This is a genomic window from Pedobacter frigiditerrae, from assembly GCF_032678705.1.
GTDB lineage: Bacteria > Bacteroidota > Bacteroidia > Sphingobacteriales > Sphingobacteriaceae > Pedobacter > Pedobacter frigiditerrae_A.
Map to the genome: position 1 here is coordinate 580,714 of NZ_JAVTSS010000002.1, position 17,057 is coordinate 597,770.

Sequence of the window (17,057 nt, forward strand, 5' to 3'; positions counted from 1 at the left end):
ACCACAATAATTAAACTAGATAACGATGAAGATATTAGGCATACAAGTGCTAAGAGGACCGAATATTTGGTCTATAAACAGAAAGAAATTAATCCAAATGCGTTTAGATTTGGAAGAGCTTGAGCAACGCCCAACAAACGTTATTGAAGGTTTTAGAGAAAGAATTGAAAAGTTAATTCCGAGTTTGCAAACTCATCGTTGCTCTAAAGGCGCACCTGGAGGGTTTTTAGAACGTATTGAAGAAGGGACCTGGATGGGACATGTGATAGAACATATTGCTTTGGAAATTCAAACCTTAGCAGGAATGGATACAGGTTTTGGCAGAACTCGCCAAACAAAAACAGAAGGAATTTATAATGTTGTTTTCAGTTACCTTGAAGAAAAAGCTGGCGTTTATGCAGCAGAAGCTTCAGTTAACATTGCAGAAGCTTTAATAAATGATAAAGAATATGACCTTGAACATGACATCCAAAGGATGCGTGAATTAAGAGAATCTGAAAGGCTTGGACCAAGTACTGGTTCTATTGTTGATGAAGCCATTGCAAGAGATATCCCTTGGATAAGGTTAAACAAAAGTTCGTTAGTGCAATTGGGTTATGGTAAAAACCAAGTTCGTTTTAGGGCTACCATGACTGAAAGAACAAGTAGCATTGCTGTTGATATTGCGGGTAATAAGGATGAAACTAAACGTTTATTAAGTGATGCCGCTATCCCTGTTGCTAAAGGTGTTACTGCCTCCACACTCGATGATGTTCATGACGCCATTAAAAGAGTTGGCTTTCCGTTAGTATTTAAACCATTGGATGGAAACCACGGAAAAGGAGCAACCATAAACGTAAAAAATGAAGAAGAAGCCATCGCAGCTTTTCATTATGCTAAAGAATATTCTCGAAGGATTATTGTAGAGAAATTTATAACTGGCCACGATTTTAGAGTATTAGTTATTGATCATAAAATGGTTGCCGCCGCCTTACGTGTGCCTGCCCATGTAAAAGGTGATGGAAAAAGCACTATTCAACAATTAATTGATAAAGAAAATGAAGACCCTCGTCGTGGTTATGGCCATGAAAATGTACTTACAGAAATAACCGTTGACCGCGATACTGAAGACTTATTAGAGAAAAAAGGTTATACATTAGAAACTGTAGCACCAAAGGGAGAAATCGTTTACTTAAAATCTACTGCAAACTTAAGTACTGGCGGCACTTCTATTGACGTAACCGACCAAGTTCACCCTCAAAATGTTTTTATCTGCGAAAGAATTTCTAGAATTGTTGGTTTAGATATTTGTGGTATTGATATCATGGCGCAAAATTTAACTGAGCCATTAACGGAAAACGGAGGTGTAGTTTTAGAAGTAAATGCCGCACCAGGATTTAGAATGCACTTGGCTCCAAGCGAAGGTTTACCTCGTAATGTAGCAGCTCCAGTAATTGATATGTTATATCCTCCTGGAAAATCTGCCCGTATTCCAATCATCGCGGTTACTGGCACAAATGGAAAAACTACAACTACTCGTTTAATTGCTCACATTGTGAAAAATAATGGTAGCAGGGTTGGTTTTACCACATCTGATGGAATTTATGTGCAAAACACCTTGTTGATGAAAGGCGATACAACAGGTCCGTTTAGTGCAGAGTTTATTTTAAAAGACCCAACGGTAGAAGTTGCTGTTTTAGAAACCGCAAGAGGCGGAATTTTGCGTGCTGGTTTAGGCTTTAATCAGTGTGATATTGGTGTAGTAACTAATATTCAGGAAGACCATCTGGGTATTTCCGATATAAATACATTGGATGATTTAACAAGAGTAAAAGCCGTAATTATTGGCGCTGTTAAAAGAACAGGCTGGGCAGTTTTAAATGCTGACAATTCTTACTGCCTAAAAATTGCAGAAAGTGCTAGTTGCAATGTAGCGTATTTTAGTATGGATGAAAAAAATCCAGTAATTAAAGAACACAGTAAAAAAGGAGGTATTTCTGCTATTTACGAAAATGGTTATGTTACTATTAAAAAAGGAGATTGGAAAATCCGTGTCGAAAAAGCTACGCACATTCCTTTAACATTTAATGGCTCTGTTGATTTCATGATACAAAATGTTTTAGCAGCAACCTTAACTACGTTTTTATGGGGTTATAAAACCGAGGATATTAGAATGTCTCTAGAAACATTTATTCCTTCTGCCGCACATACACCTGGTAGGATGAATGTTTTTAAGTTTAAAGACTTTAAAATCTTAGTTGATTTTGCGCACAACCCTGATGGTTTTAATGGCATCAAGGCTTACTTACAAACTGTTGCCGCAACAGAACATGTTGGTGTAATTTCGGGCACAGGCGATAGAAGAGATGAAGATATTATAGAAACAGCTCGTATTGCAGCTCAAATGTTCGATAAAGTTGTCATCTGTCAAGAAAAATATCTTCGCGGTCGAAAACAACAGGAACTTATAGACCTATTGGTAAAAGGATTGAAAGAAGTAAAACCAAACATCCCGATTGAGATTAATAACAATGGAGAAGATTGTATGAAGAACCTAGTTAACAATGCAAAATCTGGTTCATTCATCACAATTTTAAGTGATACCATTGATAATGCTATTCAAAAGGCAACTTATTATTTAGATAAGGAATTAGATAAAAAATAATCCGACAACAAAGCTTCATTAAATTGGAGCTTTGTTGTTTTAGACTTATTAGCAATTCGCATTATTGATTAGGTAATGGATGTACTAAATAAACATTATAGGTATTGATTAAATAAATACAGATTTTTTTTACATTTATCGAAACAATAACGCACAATCTATATCTTAATACAAGATTAAAATTAAACTATGGCAAAAGAATCATTCAACTGGAAAGGTCTTTTCGTTAATGAAGACACTAATAATGAAAAAAACGAAAGCCCAGCACCTGTTATTACAAAAGAATTAGAGAATAAATTTCCAGATCAACAGCAACAATATTTTACAGAGAACTCTTTACCAAACCCTTTTTTAACTGATATTTTAGCAGTTTATGAAAAAGGCTTTGAATCTCTTAACGCTCAAGGATTTGATTTTTTTGAACTTTATAAATCTGTAATGGCAGTTGGTGTAACCAACCCTCAAAGCTACCAGATGGCTTTTACAATGGGAAAAACCATAAACCCTAGTTTAACTAAAGAATTTCTTGTAGAAAAAGCAAAGTTTTACATCGCTGAAATTGAAAAAGTTCATAGCAAATATGATACTGATGGTAAAACTAAAAAATCTACTTTAGACACAAATATTTCTGCTCAAAAGCAATCATTAACTAAATCTATTACAGACTTAGAATCGAAAATTGCACAGCTACAACAAGAATTAGCAACGAAAAAGGCAGAGCTTTTAAAGGTAGGAGAAGGTAATAGAGAGCAATATTCTGAAATTCAATTGAAAATAGAGGCAAATAACTTTGCTAAAAATAAAATTCTTGAATCTATAAACACAGTGTTAACAGGAGTAAATCAATATTTATAATGGACAAGTACGAACAAGAAAAGAGCACCCTTTTATCCCTACCAATATTAAAACATTTTGATGAAGCAAAAGGAGAAATAGCCTTAAAGGCTGGGGCATTAAAAAAGGGCGAGAAAGGATTGTTTTGGGCTTTAGCTCTGGGTCTTTTAGGTGTTGGTGGCTATCTAACCTGGACATATATTATTCCGCCACTTTTTACAATGCTTGGGCAAGCTATTGCAATTTCGGCTACAGGCGTGTTTTTGGTTTTCTTGGTAATGATGTATCCAGTAATCATGAAAGCATTAAGATTTGCCACTAAGAATATACATAAAGCATTAATACAAAGTAATCCTTTTAATGAGTTAAATGAGCAAAAGGAAAAGATGATTAAAAATCGTGAGGTTTTTAAAAACACCAAGGCTAAGTTAAAAGGGCTGAAAAATGAAATGGAAATTGAGGCTAGCAAAGCTGAAAAAGAGGCAAAAGTTTTCCAAGACGATGTTTTAAGCCTACAAAGACAAGCAGAAAAATTAAAGTCTGCCATGGATGAAATGGTAAAACAAGGCGGTGTTGCAGCAAAAGATACTGATGATTATGTAACACTACAAAGTGAATTAGCTAGAAAACTTAGCGATTCGCAAAGAGTTTCTACCCAATATGAGCAAAGTAAAAACTTCATTCAAAAGTATGGCGTGAGAGCTAATGTTTTAGGTAAAATGGATAGAAAACTTACTTTAGCGGGTACTGCTATTGATATTAAAATTGCGGATTTTGATGCCACCATAAAAATGCTAGAGAAAGAATATCAATTCGCAAAAAATGCTAAAGAAGCTACCGAAAGTGCGAAAAGCGCCATGATGTTTACACAAGACTGGGAACTTGAATATGCATTGGAAGTTGTTACCTCTACAATTGCACTAGATATTGCTCAAACCTCTGAAAACCTAATAGACATTGATGCTTTAACATCTAAATATTCTGTAGATAACGATGAATTATATTCTAGATTAGACACTTTAGCTGACCAGATTAAAACTGGAGATAGTGTGGTGCCAGATTCAACAAAATATAATAATCCAAACTATAAACTAACCAAAGAAGAAAAATTAAACAATGGTGGTTTCGGAGAAATCTTCTAACCATATCAATTATAAGATACCTTAAAACAAACAAAAACTAAAATGGGAAAAATATTAAGAACGCAGAAATTAACAACATTTTCAGAACTACTAATTGTTATAGCAGTTATTGGGGCTATTTTGGCTGGTGTATATTATGCGTCGCCAGGGATAAGAACATCTATATCTAAACAACTATCTGGTATGGATGTTAACCAAACCGATGTTAATAACGTTACTAATGCCGAGAAAATTGAAATACCATCTAAAGATATTTCTACTGAAGTAAGCGAAAAACCTTTGGTTAGAATTGCTGGTTACGCATGGAATGCACAATCAGGAATTATAGTAGCTAATGGTGGGCCAAAAACCACTAAAGGTTCATTAATGGAGAAAAACGGAGTGAACCTTGAGATTATTCGTCAGGATTGGCTTTCGGAACTTCGCAATATGCAAATGAAATTTATTGAAGAGTTTGATAAAGGTCAAGCTTTCCCTAGTTCTGACAAAAGTGTTTTTGCAGTAATGATAATGGGCGATGGAGCTCCTTTCTATATCAGCTCTGTTCAGAAAGCTTTAGACGAAAAATATGGTAAAGATAAATACCATTTACAGGTTATGGGTGTAGTTGGTATGAGTTATGGTGAGGATAAATTAATCGGCCCACCAAGCTGGAAATCTGATCCTAAATCTATGAAAGGTGCTGTTATATCTGCTGTATTAGGTGATGGTGACTGGGTAACAACTGTTAACTATTGTTTCGCGAATGGATTGAAAGTAAATCCAGACCCTACTACTTACGATGCAGATGCTGTTAATATTTATCCATCAGAAAATGATGATTACATTAAATCTGCAGAAGAATTAATCAAATCTCAAACTACTGGATGGACTGTTTCTTTAAAGGAAGTTGTAAATGGTAAATTAACTGGCAAGACAGTAAGTAGAAAAATTGATGGTTGTGCAACTTGGACTCCTGGAGATAAAACGGTTTTCGATAAACTTTCTGGCTTTATTGATATTGTTTCTACCAAAGAGTTTAATAACCAAATGCCAACCGCTGTAATTGGTGTTAAAGAATGGGCTACTAAAAATCCAGAAATTGTTTCTAACATCTTAAAATCAGCATTGGTTGCTTCTAACCAAATTAAAAATTACGAAGATTGGAAAGTTAGAGCTTCTGAAGCAATTACAGATACTTATAAAATGGAAACACCAGAATACTGGTACAAAATGTTTAAAGGTCAATCTGCAACTAAAAATGGCTTAACTTACAACATGGGTGGTTCAAAAGTATTTAACTACGCTGATGCAATGCAATATTTTGGTTTAACTGATGGTGTTAACAGATATAAATCGGTGTACAATCAAGTTTCTGGCTATTTAAAAGATTTAAATCCATTCGGCTTTAATGAAAACGTGGGCGAAGTTGTGCCATATGACCAAGCTGTTAATTTATTCTTCTTAAAAAACATCAATGATATTGAGTCAACTTCAGCTGATAAGGCAGATTATAGCAATCAGGCTACTGAGGTTGTAGCTTCAGGTGAGTGGAAAATCAATTTCAATAGTGGTAGTGCAGAAATTTCAAGTACTTCAAGTAAAGAAGTTGAAAAAATTTATAACCTATTGGTGCAAGCAGAAAACACAAAACTTACAGTGGTTGGCCATACAGATAATGTAGGTAACCCTGATGGAAACTTAGCGCTTTCGAAAAGTAGGGCACAAGCTGTTGTAGATTATCTGAAGCAGAAAGGGATTCCTGCAAGCCGTTTCCAACTGATAGATGGTAAAGGGCAAAACGAACCTCTATCATCAAATAATACCCCAGCTGGTAAAGCATTAAATAGGCGTGTTGTAATTACCTTATTAAAATAAAAAACTTAAAGGCTATCTAAACAATAGCCTTTTTAAATATTATGATTAAATTCTTAACTCCTTTTGAAAAAATTTCCAAAAGCAATAAGACCATTATTTTGGTTTTGTGGATTGTACTTTTAATTGCTATTTGGTTTATTGGCACTTCGGGTACAAAACATTTGTTTCCTTCTCCTGCTCAAGTTTTCAGTGGCTTTACTGCACTTTATAATGAAGGCTTGGTCGAACATATTTTTAACTCGCTCAAATTATGCTTTCTGTCCATCTTTTTGGCTGTAGTGATTTCAATGTTATTGGCTTATTCTTGGCCAATTCCTGCACTTAAGCCTGTGTCAGAATTTATAACAAAATTTAGATTTCTACCCTTTACCGGCTTATCATTTTATGTTGCCCTATTAGTTCATGATGCAAGGAATATGCAAGTGTGGATCTTGGTTATATTTTTAACTACCTTTTTAACTACATCGCTAATAGCTGTTATTAAAGATATACCTGAAGAAGAATTTGACCATGCTAAAACCTTAAAGTGTAGCAGATGGGAAGTGCTTTGGCAGGTAATTATATTAGGTAGAATAGATTATGTGATTGATGTAATCAGGCAAAATCTAGCCATTGCTTGGATGATGTTGGTAACCGTAGAATCAATTGTTGTCGCATCTGGCGGATTAGGATTCTTGATAAAGAATTCTGATAAATTCATGAACCATGGTCGCATCATCGCTTTGCAAATCATCATTCTATTAATTGGTTTAGGATTGGATTCTGGAATCAATTTTTTAAGAAAAGCAATCTTCAGATATTCAAAAATTTAACGCATGAAACATCAATATAAAGAAACTCTTTTATACATAGAAAATCTAAGCGTAGCTTATGATGATCATATAATTATAAAGGACATTACGTTAACAGAAAAAGATGTAGTGCGTGATGGCATAGAACATACTGGACAAGTAATCGCTTTTGTTGGGAGGTCTGGCAGAGGTAAATCAACTTTTTTTAAAGCTATTACTGGTTTGGTGCCTTGTAAAACTGGCAAGATATTAATTAAAGATTTTGAAGCGACAGAACCGAATGTGGCAAAAGTGGTTAAAGAAGGCAATATTGGCTTTGTAGACCAAAAATATACCTTGTTTAGGCATAAAACCGTTCATCAGACTTTAAAATTTGCGCTTAGAAAAACTTCACTTACGGAAACGGAAAAAGAGGCTAAAATAAAAGAATATATAGAAAAATGGGGGCTTGATACCTGTGTTGATAAATATCCCAATGAACTTTCTGGGGGGCAAAGACAAAGAACTGCTATCATAGAACAACTCTTCTCCTCAGACCATTTTATTGTTTTGGATGAGCCTTTCTCTGGCTTAGATGTTGGCAATATTCAAGAAGTAAAAAAATCATTTGAATTGTTAAGCAGCACTTCAGATTTTAATACCGTTATTTTCTCTACACATGATATTGAATTAGCTATTGAGCTAGCACAAACAATTTATGTAATTGGCTATCCCACTGTTAATGGTAAAAAAGAAAGTTATGGAACAATTGTAGCCAAATTTGATTTGAGAGATTTAGGTATGGCTTGGGAATTATATGGAGAAAAACATATCCAATTATCAAAAGACATTATTCACCAAATGATGATTTCTTAAAAGAAACCTTTGAAAAAACAAGATCCATTTTCATTCTTAGAAAACTCCTTTTTGTCTATAAAAGAGTATTTAAAATCTGCTGAAACTAGTAGCGATAAAATGATTATTACAGCAGAATTTATTCAAATACTTGAGCAAGAGACAAAAAAAGTATTAGCACTTTGTGCGATACTAAATCAAGATGATGATTTTGTAAGTAGCATAAATGCTGAAGTAAACCGAAGTAACAACTTACTTTTAAAGGCGGAGCATTTTTTCATTTCTGACCTTATAACTGCTTATCAACAAAACGAAGCTAAGGAAAGTCCTACATCAAGGTTTGTTTTAGCTTATTATTATGACGCTTTAAGAAACAATCACTTTGCAGATGTAGCAGGAATTAGTGCCTTGAACAAATTAGTTACTAGTGAAGAATTCAAGGTTCATTTACTCAAAATAAAAAAAGACAATACCCTTTCTACAACCAAAAATCACTATTACATTTTATCTACTTTAGCTGAAAAAAAAGATAAAAGGCTTGACATTGCTGCTAATCAAATTCAAGTCTTTTTAAAGTACGCTTACAATTTAGACTTTTCGAACACTAAAGAATTAAATGGTTTTTTAGGCTTTGAACCATCTAAAGTCAAGAGCAAATATGAGGCTGCTGCCATAGCCGATGATTCATTAGAAAAAGTAATGAAAGAGCTTAATGAGCTTGTTGGCTTAGAAAATGTGAAAAAAGATATAGAAGAATTAATAAACCTACTTGAAATACAAAAAAAACGTAGCCAAAAGGGTTTAAAGAATATTGAAATATCTTTACATACTGTTTTTTTAGGCCCTCCAGGCACAGGAAAAACCACCGTGGCAAGATTGTTGGGTAGAATTTTTAAACACTTGGGATTTCTTTCTAAGGGCCAACTTTATGAAACTGATAGAGAAGGAATGATAGCAGGTTATGTTGGGCAAACGGCTACAAAAGTTGACAAAATAGTAGAAGAAAGTATAGGAGGCGTATTGTTTATTGATGAAGCCTACGCTCTTACACAAAATACATTTGGCAACGATTATGGCGCCGAGGCCATAAGTATCTTACTAAAAAGAATGGAAGATAAAAGAGATGATTTGGTAGTAGTAGCTGCGGGCTATACTGAGCCTATGAAACTCTTTATTGAATCAAATCCAGGATTAAATTCAAGGTTTAATCGATACTTCTCTTTTAAACATTTTACCCCGGCTGAGCTATTTCAAATTTTTGAAAACTTCTGCAAAAAGTCTGATTTTACAGTTTCCAAAGATGCTGAGGATAAATTAAAAGATACTTTTGATTTATTATATTCAAAAAAAGATGAAGGTTTTGGAAATGCAAGGGTTGTTAGAAATCTATTTGAAAAATGTGTTCAAAATCAAGCGAACAGAATTATTAAGTTAAAAAAAATTAGTCCTGAGATTTTAAAGTCGATTACTGAAGAAGATATACCAGAACCAAAAGAAACAGAAAAGAAAGTCTATTTTTCTAACGAAGAAGAAAAATAAGGCTCAAACAAAAAAAGCCATCCCAATTAAATCAAGATGGCTTTTTGCATAGCAAGTTTAATTATGCTTGGGAGTCTCTTAATGCTTTAATTTCATCGTGAGATGCTCTTAATTGGGCTTTCTGTTCAGTTATTAAACTTCTTAAATCCGCTGATAAATCTTCTTCGGCTAATGCCATTTTATATGCTTTTTGAGCTGCATCTTCTCCAAACTCACAATTGTTTAAAACTGTTTTACGATCATGACCTGTAAAAACTGCTTTAACATCCATCCAAGCTCTATAAATTTTGCCTGAATTTGTGGTTCCTTGGTCAATATCTTCTCCTAATGCTTGTACTTCTGTAGCCAAAGCCATTTTCAGTTTATGACTTTCGCCAATCATTCTTACAAATAAAGATTTCAAATCAGCGTCTTCCGATTTTAACTCTTCAATGGCTTTTTCATAACCTGCAATTCTATCATTGTTTATTTGAACCAGGTCGTTTAAAATTTCTGCATTTACTGTTCTCGTTTCCATAATTTTTAGTTTTGATGTGACTAAAGAACATTGACCCAAAAGAAAAGTTTAAAATAACTTAGCGCATTTAGGAATACCAAAAGCTTTATATATTTGAGTGTTAATCTTCAATATGTCACCAAATTTCATTCAACATTTAAAAAAATACATTTCCCTCAACGAGGATGAATTACAGATTCTATCATCTTATGTAAAAACAATTTCCTTAAAAAAGAAAGAATTTTTACTACAGGAAGGCCAAGTTTGTAAAGCCAATTATTTTACAGAAAGAGGTCTTTTAAGGATGTATTTCATCAATGATAAAGGAGTACAACAAATTACCCAGTTTGCTTTAGAAAACTGGTGGATAGCAGACTATATGAGTTTTACGATGCAGTCGCCAGCTCATTTTTATATTCAAGCTGTAGAAAATGCTGAAGTTGTTGTAATAGAACACCATAAACAAGATGAGCTATTTAAGGAATTGCCACAACTTGAAAAGTACTTCAGAATCATTATCCAACGTGCTTATGCTGCATCTCAGATGAGGTTTAAATACTTCTACGATTATTCTAAAGAAGAAAACTACCGCCAATTTGTTTCTCTATTCCCAGAGTTTGTTCAACGCATTCCACAATATATGTTGGCTTCTTATTTAGGTTTAACCCCAGAGTATTTAAGCGAATTAAGGAAGAAGGTTTAGTTCTATCTCTAAAGTATTGTTATCCTGACCTGTACCGATTTTACATCGGTAGCGTAGTCGAAGGATTTCTACAATAGTCTTCGACAAGCTTAGACTGACAATTCATTTTAATTCAACTTTATTTCTTAAACTAGTTTAAGTTTTACTAGCTCACATCAATTTACCTTTGATTCATTATTTAAAACAATTAAAAATGGAAACTAGAATAAACATTGGTCAACTTGAGCCAGTAGCTTATAAAGCATTAATGGGTTTAGAAACTTATTTAGCAGCAACTACCATTAATAAAACTCATAAAGAATTAATTAAAATTAGAGCTTCTCAAATTAATGGCTGTGCATTTTGTATCAATATGCATACTATAGATGCTAGAAAACACGGAGAAACAGAACAACGTATTTATTTACTAAATGCTTGGAGGGAAGTTGCTAATCTTTATACAGAAGAAGAAAGAGCTATTTTGGCTTTAACCGAAGAAATGACTTTAATTGCAAATGGTGGTGTTTCTTATGAAACATACAACAAAGCAAAATCGATATTTGATGAAAACCAATTGGCTCAAATCATGATGGCAATTATAACGATTAATGCTTGGAATAGAATGGCGATTGCTACACAATTGCAACCTGCATAATTCGTTTTTCATTCCTGCTTTGAATTGCTCGTCATACCCAACTCGATTGGGTATCGTAATGCGATTGCAGGCAAATAATTGTTCGCTTCAAGATATCCGTTTTCAAGGTAATAATAACTATTGTGTAAGTATGAGGCCGATAAATCTATTACCCAGAGATTCTTCGCTTTGCCCTGAATGACAAAACCTCATCACAAACTCATATTTTCGATAAAGGCAAGTATCCTAAAAAGATTTCATCCTCTGGCAAACCATCCGCAGGAGAAAACTTTAAGGCATACTTGCCTTTTGTTTCTGCTGATAAAATATCCTTGATTTCAAAAATATCATCTACATCTACCCCAAACTTATCATCTATGTGAGATGTTGCACCTTTAAAGCCAACATGCTTATAAAATGCTGTTTCCTTGGCTTCTTTTATGGCAAGTGCTTTCTGGTCTGAAACTGCTAGCATCTTATAATGAAGTTCTTCAAATTCATCTCTTTTGTAACCGCCTAAATTCATAAAGAACAAACTTCTTACTTCAGTTTTATTTTCTTCTTCCTTAGCAATTACTTCAACCTTATAATTGCCAACCTTGTTAACAATCCTATAAGCATCAACATGGATTTTACCTTTTGCCTCAGGCCAAAAAGCTAGCATCTCTGGCAATAATTCTTTTACAGATGTTCCAATGCCGAAGAATATATCATGTTGCTCTATATTTCTTCCTTTTGGTGTAGCGCCCAATAATATCATAAACAACCTTGGAGTTTGCATTGGCTTGTGAAATTTGTATGAGTTAAAATTAAAACATTTAATTTCACTTAACGTTTTTTAAAAAACAAACATTTAATATGCGCTTACTCCAAAATCCACCAGATGGTGGTTCACTTTATACCGAAACAAACTTACAACAACTTTTTCCAGAGCCATTAAACGCATTAACCTCTTGCTTCTTTCTAGGAATAGCAATTTATTGGACATTTAAATTATGGAGAGATCATAAAGCTCATCCATTTTTAACCTATTGTTTGGTGTTACTTTATATAGGCGGCATCGGCGGAACAACATATCACGCTTTTAGGAAATGGAATATATTTATAATGATGGATTGGCTACTTATCATGCTGCTCTGTGTTTCCGCTGGGGTCTACTTTTTAGCAAAGCTGATTAAATGGTATTTCGCAATTTCAGTAGTGATTGCTTATCTAACTCTTCAATTCTATTTCAGAAATACATTGGCGGTAAACAACATACAGCTATTCCTCAACATAAATTATGCAATGATGGCTTCATTGGTTCTGCTTCCAGTGTTAGGATATTTGATTAAAACGAAATGGAAAGATGGAAAGTGGGTAGGCTATGCACTTATTGCTTTTGTAATTGCACTTACATTTCGCATTGCGGATAAATGGGAATGGCTAAATACAGGAACCCATTTCTTATGGCATACATTCGGTGCAATAGCGTCTGCTTGTATGTTTTACTATATTTATTTAACTGGTTTTAAAGATGAAATAGGGAATAGGAAATAGACTATGAGATACTCACCAATGAACTAATGACACAAATGTTGAGCGAAGCGAAATCCCGAAGCTTCGGGAAACTAATCTATTTCCACTGATTTATCAACTTTTTACATCTTGCCTCTACCTCTTTAAATACAGGTTCAAATAAGTGACTATGGTGATATGGGTCGATAACTTCGCCTTGGTCTGCCAAGAAAAATTCAACTTTTTTGCGGTGCTCATCTGTTTTGGCTAGTCTTAAAACATCCTTATAATTGTTTTTATCCATGACCAAAATATGGTCAAACTCATCAAATAAATGACTAGTAAAAAGCCTTGCTCTTTGTGCAGAAATATCATACCCAAATTCTTTTGCAACAGCAACGCTTCTCCTATCTGGGGCACTGCCAATATGCCAATTTCCAGTTCCAGCAGATGCAATTTCCCAACCCAAATTTTGTTCGTTAACTAAATGACGCATCACTCCTTCTGCCAAAGGCGAGCGACAAATATTACCCAAACAAACCATTAATATTTTCAATGCTATTTTGATTTTACAGCTAAGTAAGTAGATACCAGCGTATATTTCTCTCCATTAGTGGTAAACTCTGAGGTGTGAATTAAAGAATTACCATTTACTTTCAATATAACAATAGTACTTCCAGCATTGCCATAATCTAAAGTAATTTGGTCACCATCTCTTTTCCAATTTTGCAATTTAGAATTAGGTATCATATCACAAAGCGACCCGTTTGAACTAAATTGGAAAAGACCACTCTCATAAAACACATAAGTGAAGTTTTTTGAGCACCATTCAGGATTTTGTAAGCTTAAATAATTAGTAGAAGTTTTCCCATTAATTGTAATTGCTGGCGATATAACTTGAGCTTTTAGTACCCAGTTGTATTCAGTTATATTCTCTGTAGTATTATCCTTTTTACAACCAATGGTTAGGCAAATTAATGCTAAAACTAAAAATGCTCTCATATTTCTTTGAATTTATAATCAATACGAAATCTTATCAGGAAACGCTACAACATCATCAATGTTTTCTACTTATAAATATCGTTTAAAATTTTTGCTAAACGAACGCCTCCTTTTAAAAGTTGTTCATTTACAGTTCCAATCCAATCGTAATTATACTTGTAACTTAACTTATCATCGGTTTTAATACCAGTTGCATAAATCTTATTACAAATACTGTAAGATTCCCAAATGCAATCTTTTAAGCTAGCCTTTTGCCAGTTGGCAATTTGCAAAGTTGTAGGGTGATTAATAGCCTTGGTATATTCTGTATAGCTTAATTGCTGAAAATCTATTAGCTGCTCATCCCAAACCTTATGTAAGTTTGATTTTTCGCCAAACCATAAAACCTGCACTTTATTTCCTCCCAAATCATCTTTTCTGGCAGTATGCATCGGCTGATTCATATCTCCAATCAAGTGGATAAGCATCTTCAAAGCCAGTGTCTTTTGTGCTAATGTACTTTTTGGGTTTTTCAAAACAACAATCATCTCATTGGTTTTGTTGTAAACATTAGCGCTTGGCTGATTATCCAAATAACTAAACAAATCAGTCTTGCTCATATCAGGATTTAAATTTACATAATGCCAGCTGCTCAAATAACTGTAAGAACTATCAGACCTGACAAAATCTGCCCAATTTGCTGCTAGCGCTATACTTTCTGTTCCCAAAATTTGCCTAATAGCTAATTTAGCTTTCGCTTGTAAATAACTGTCGGCAATTTCCCCAACAATTCTATGTCCTAGCGCACCCCAAGCATTTGCATTAATTGGCACATACACCAAAGCAAAAACAACAAATAACTTTCTAAATATTGATAATTTCTTCATTCTATAATTCTTTAGGCACACAAGTAATTTTTTCTTTCAAAACCAATGCACATTCCCTTTGGTCGTTTAAACTCTCTAAAACTAAACTATTTGCCCCAGATGACTTAATCTTAAAGTTAGTTAAATACCTTCCAGTCCTGTAGCAACCCGAGACCTTTTGTTTGTAGCTATCTTTTGTAAAAGTTCCAGTAAGCATTAAAGTATCCCCTTTAACAACGTAAGTACCCTTTGCATACTCTTTCCAAACACCTTTATTAAAACACGAGTCTGAGTAATAGTTTACTTTAGAAACAGTTGTTAAATCTACATAGAATGAATCGCAACTTATTTTAAAACGATGTTGGGTGTAAGTTAAAAGTTTACTCGAATTTGCAATACTATCCTGATTCCAAACTCCCTGTAAAAGCGCTTCTCCCTTGCCTTGTACATTTGGTAAGCGGGTGCATGACAAGGCAAAAGCTGAAAGACTAAAGACTAAAGCGAAGAAGCAATTCCTCTTAAAAAAAAGTATCATCATTAAATGTTTACGACGTTTTGTTTTGCAACTTACTATTAGCTTTCTGCTTTGGTCTTTATACTTTCCTCTTAATTATTTAAGGCTTCCTACCATATCTTCTGGCTTAACCCATTCTGTAAATTGTTCGTCGGTTAACAAACCTAATTCAATTGCTGCCTCACGTAAAGTTTTGTTTTCTTTATGCGCTTTTTTAGCAATCTTAGCTGCATTCTCATAACCAACATAAGGATTCAATGCCGTAACCAACATCAAAGAGTTTTCCATATGTTGTTTAATCACAGGTTTGTTTGGCTCAATACCTTCAGCACATTTATCGTTAAATGACACACAAGCATCACCTAGTAAACGACCGCTTTGCAGAACATTAGCCGCAATAACAGGTTTAAAAACGTTCAATTCAAAATGACCATTGCTACCACCAATACCAACAGTTACATCGTTACCCATAACCTGAGCGCAAACCATCGTCAAAGCTTCTGGTTGTGTCGGGTTAACCTTTCCTGGCATGATAGAAGAACCTGGTTCGTTATCAGGAATAATAATTTCTCCTATTCCACTACGAGGACCAGAACTTAACATTCTAATATCATTAGCAACTTTCATTAAAGAAACAGCCACACGTCTGTAAGCACTAGAAAGCTCAACCATCGCATCATGCGCAGCCAAAGCTTCAAATTTATTCGGAGCAGTTACAAAACCTAAACCTGTTAATTCAGCGATTTTTTTAGCAACTAAAACATCATAACCAGCAGGAGTATTTAAGCCCGTACCAACAGCTGTTCCGCCTAAAGCTAATTCGCTAATCATTTGCAAAGCGTTTTTAATTGCCCTTAAGCCATTATCAATTTGTTGTACATAACCAGAAAACTCCTGCCCTAATGTTAATGGCGTTGCATCCATAAAGTGAGTACGACCAGTTTTTACGATATCATTCCAACTAGCTGCTTTTTTAGCTAACGTATTTTTTAATTTTTCTAATCCAGGTATTGTAATTTCCACAGCTTGTTTGTAAGCCGCAATATGCATTGCTGTTGGATAAGTATCGTTACTTGATTGAGATTTATTCACATCATCATTTGGATGCAACACTTTTTTATCATCCGCTAAGCTTCCTCCATTTAAAACGTGAGCCCTATTTGCAATTACTTCATTTGCATTCATGTTGCTTTGCGTTCCAGAACCTGTTTGCCAAATTACCAACGGAAACTCGCCATCCAACTTACCTGCAATAACCTCATCACAAGCAATTGCTATTAAATTTGCTTTGTCTTGAGATAACACACCTAATTCTGTATTAGCCAATGCCGCTGCCTTTTTTAAATAACCAAAAGCATGTATAATTTCCTTGGGCATACTAGCCTCTGGACCAATTTTAAAATTATTACGTGAACGTTCGGTTTGTGCTCCCCAATATTTGTCAGCAGGCACTTGCACCTCACCCATTGTATCGTGTTCTATTCTGAAACTCATGATGTTATTATTTTTTGCCCAAATTTAGCATTTTTAAAATTACAGCCTTTTAAAAGATGATAGAGTTTTGTAAAATAATTATGAAAAGAAAGTACAGCAACATTTTTGAACCTTCAGTCCTGCTGTGCGCTACAATCTTTTTGTTGTCCATCCCAAAACCTCTTCAACAAAAAGTATTTTCGCTCCCATCAGGTTTAATTAACCAAAAATTGTGCAACTATTAAAAAACAAGCAGCTAAAATCCTATTTTAC

At 34.3% G+C, this 17,057-nt stretch carries 17 protein-coding genes; 10 read left to right on the forward strand and 7 right to left on the reverse strand.

Annotated features, from left to right (window positions below):
- Positions 1–25: 25 nt before the first annotated feature.
- The 7 genes from cphA to R2Q59_RS13175 all read left to right on the forward strand — a co-directional run bounded on the left by cphA (position 26) and on the right by R2Q59_RS13175 (position 9,641).
- The gene (gene cphA, locus R2Q59_RS13145; protein ID WP_316785815.1) at positions 26–2,644 is read left to right on the forward strand and encodes a cyanophycin synthetase; all 2,619 of its coding nucleotides are present in this window, start codon (positions 26–28) and stop codon (positions 2,642–2,644) included.
- A 189-nt stretch (positions 2,645–2,833) separates the two neighbouring features.
- On the forward strand, positions 2,834–3,499 hold the full coding sequence (locus R2Q59_RS13150; RefSeq protein ID WP_316785816.1) for a hypothetical protein: 666 nt from the start codon (positions 2,834–2,836) through the stop codon (positions 3,497–3,499).
- Positions 3,499–4,620, forward strand: coding sequence for a hypothetical protein (locus tag R2Q59_RS13155; RefSeq protein ID WP_316785817.1), 1,122 nt, complete (start codon positions 3,499–3,501; stop codon positions 4,618–4,620). Before R2Q59_RS13150 ends, R2Q59_RS13155 begins: the two co-directional genes overlap by 1 nt.
- Positions 4,621–4,662: 42 nt before the next feature.
- Positions 4,663–6,477, forward strand: coding sequence for an OmpA family protein (locus R2Q59_RS13160; protein WP_316785818.1), 1,815 nt, complete (start codon positions 4,663–4,665; stop codon positions 6,475–6,477).
- Between the two features lie 41 nt (positions 6,478–6,518).
- Positions 6,519–7,289 carry a hypothetical protein gene (locus R2Q59_RS13165; RefSeq protein ID WP_316785819.1) on the forward strand — a complete coding sequence of 257 codons (771 nt, stop codon included), beginning with the start codon at positions 6,519–6,521 and terminating at the stop codon, positions 7,287–7,289.
- 3 nt (positions 7,290–7,292) lie between these two features.
- On the forward strand, positions 7,293–8,123 hold the full coding sequence (locus tag R2Q59_RS13170) for an ATP-binding cassette domain-containing protein (RefSeq protein ID WP_316785820.1): 831 nt from the start codon (positions 7,293–7,295) through the stop codon (positions 8,121–8,123).
- A gap of 9 nt (positions 8,124–8,132) precedes the next feature.
- Positions 8,133–9,641: an AAA family ATPase gene (locus tag R2Q59_RS13175; protein WP_316785821.1), complete on the forward strand. Its 1,509-nt coding sequence runs from the start codon at positions 8,133–8,135 to the stop codon at positions 9,639–9,641.
- A gap of 61 nt (positions 9,642–9,702) precedes the next feature.
- On the opposite strand, the gene R2Q59_RS13180 is transcribed toward R2Q59_RS13175, so the two are convergent.
- The gene (locus tag R2Q59_RS13180) at positions 9,703–10,158 is read right to left on the reverse strand and encodes a PA2169 family four-helix-bundle protein (RefSeq protein ID WP_316769691.1); all 456 of its coding nucleotides are present in this window, start codon (positions 10,156–10,158) and stop codon (positions 9,703–9,705) included.
- A 112-nt stretch (positions 10,159–10,270) separates the two neighbouring features.
- On the opposite strand from R2Q59_RS13180, the gene R2Q59_RS13185 reads away from it, so the two are divergent.
- Positions 10,271–10,840, forward strand: coding sequence for a Crp/Fnr family transcriptional regulator (locus R2Q59_RS13185; RefSeq protein WP_316769693.1), 570 nt, complete (start codon positions 10,271–10,273; stop codon positions 10,838–10,840).
- Positions 10,841–11,033: 193 nt separating this feature from the next.
- Positions 11,034–11,474 (forward strand): carboxymuconolactone decarboxylase family protein, encoded by a 441-nt coding sequence (locus tag R2Q59_RS13190; RefSeq protein ID WP_316785822.1) that lies wholly within the window; start codon positions 11,034–11,036, stop codon positions 11,472–11,474.
- 199 nt (positions 11,475–11,673) lie between these two features.
- Here the strand turns inward: R2Q59_RS13190 and R2Q59_RS13195 are convergent, their stop codons facing one another.
- Positions 11,674–12,234, reverse strand: coding sequence for a DUF1543 domain-containing protein (locus R2Q59_RS13195; protein WP_316769697.1), 561 nt, complete (start codon positions 12,232–12,234; stop codon positions 11,674–11,676).
- Between the two features lie 77 nt (positions 12,235–12,311).
- Between R2Q59_RS13195 and R2Q59_RS13200 the strand changes: the two genes are divergently transcribed.
- Complete coding sequence (locus tag R2Q59_RS13200) at positions 12,312–12,992, forward strand: hypothetical protein (RefSeq protein WP_316785823.1); 681 nt, start codon at positions 12,312–12,314, stop codon at positions 12,990–12,992.
- A 76-nt stretch (positions 12,993–13,068) separates the two neighbouring features.
- On the opposite strand, the gene R2Q59_RS13205 is transcribed toward R2Q59_RS13200, so the two are convergent.
- The 5 genes from R2Q59_RS13205 to fumC all read right to left on the reverse strand — a co-directional run bounded on the left by R2Q59_RS13205 (position 13,069) and on the right by fumC (position 16,805).
- Complete coding sequence (locus R2Q59_RS13205; RefSeq protein WP_316785824.1) at positions 13,069–13,506, reverse strand: low molecular weight protein-tyrosine-phosphatase; 438 nt, start codon at positions 13,504–13,506, stop codon at positions 13,069–13,071.
- 2 nt (positions 13,507–13,508) lie between these two features.
- Positions 13,509–13,952, reverse strand: a complete 444-nt coding sequence (locus R2Q59_RS13210; RefSeq protein ID WP_316769702.1) for a hypothetical protein — start codon at positions 13,950–13,952, stop codon at positions 13,509–13,511.
- 65 nt (positions 13,953–14,017) lie between these two features.
- Positions 14,018–14,818 (reverse strand): S1/P1 nuclease, encoded by an 801-nt coding sequence (locus R2Q59_RS13215; protein WP_316785825.1) that lies wholly within the window; start codon positions 14,816–14,818, stop codon positions 14,018–14,020.
- A 1-nt stretch (position 14,819) separates the two neighbouring features.
- The gene (locus R2Q59_RS13220; protein ID WP_316785826.1) at positions 14,820–15,335 is read right to left on the reverse strand and encodes a fumarate hydratase; all 516 of its coding nucleotides are present in this window, start codon (positions 15,333–15,335) and stop codon (positions 14,820–14,822) included.
- Positions 15,336–15,407: 72 nt separating this feature from the next.
- The gene (fumC, locus tag R2Q59_RS13225) at positions 15,408–16,805 is read right to left on the reverse strand and encodes a class II fumarate hydratase (RefSeq protein WP_316785827.1); all 1,398 of its coding nucleotides are present in this window, start codon (positions 16,803–16,805) and stop codon (positions 15,408–15,410) included.
- Positions 16,806–17,057: the final 252 nt, after the last annotated feature.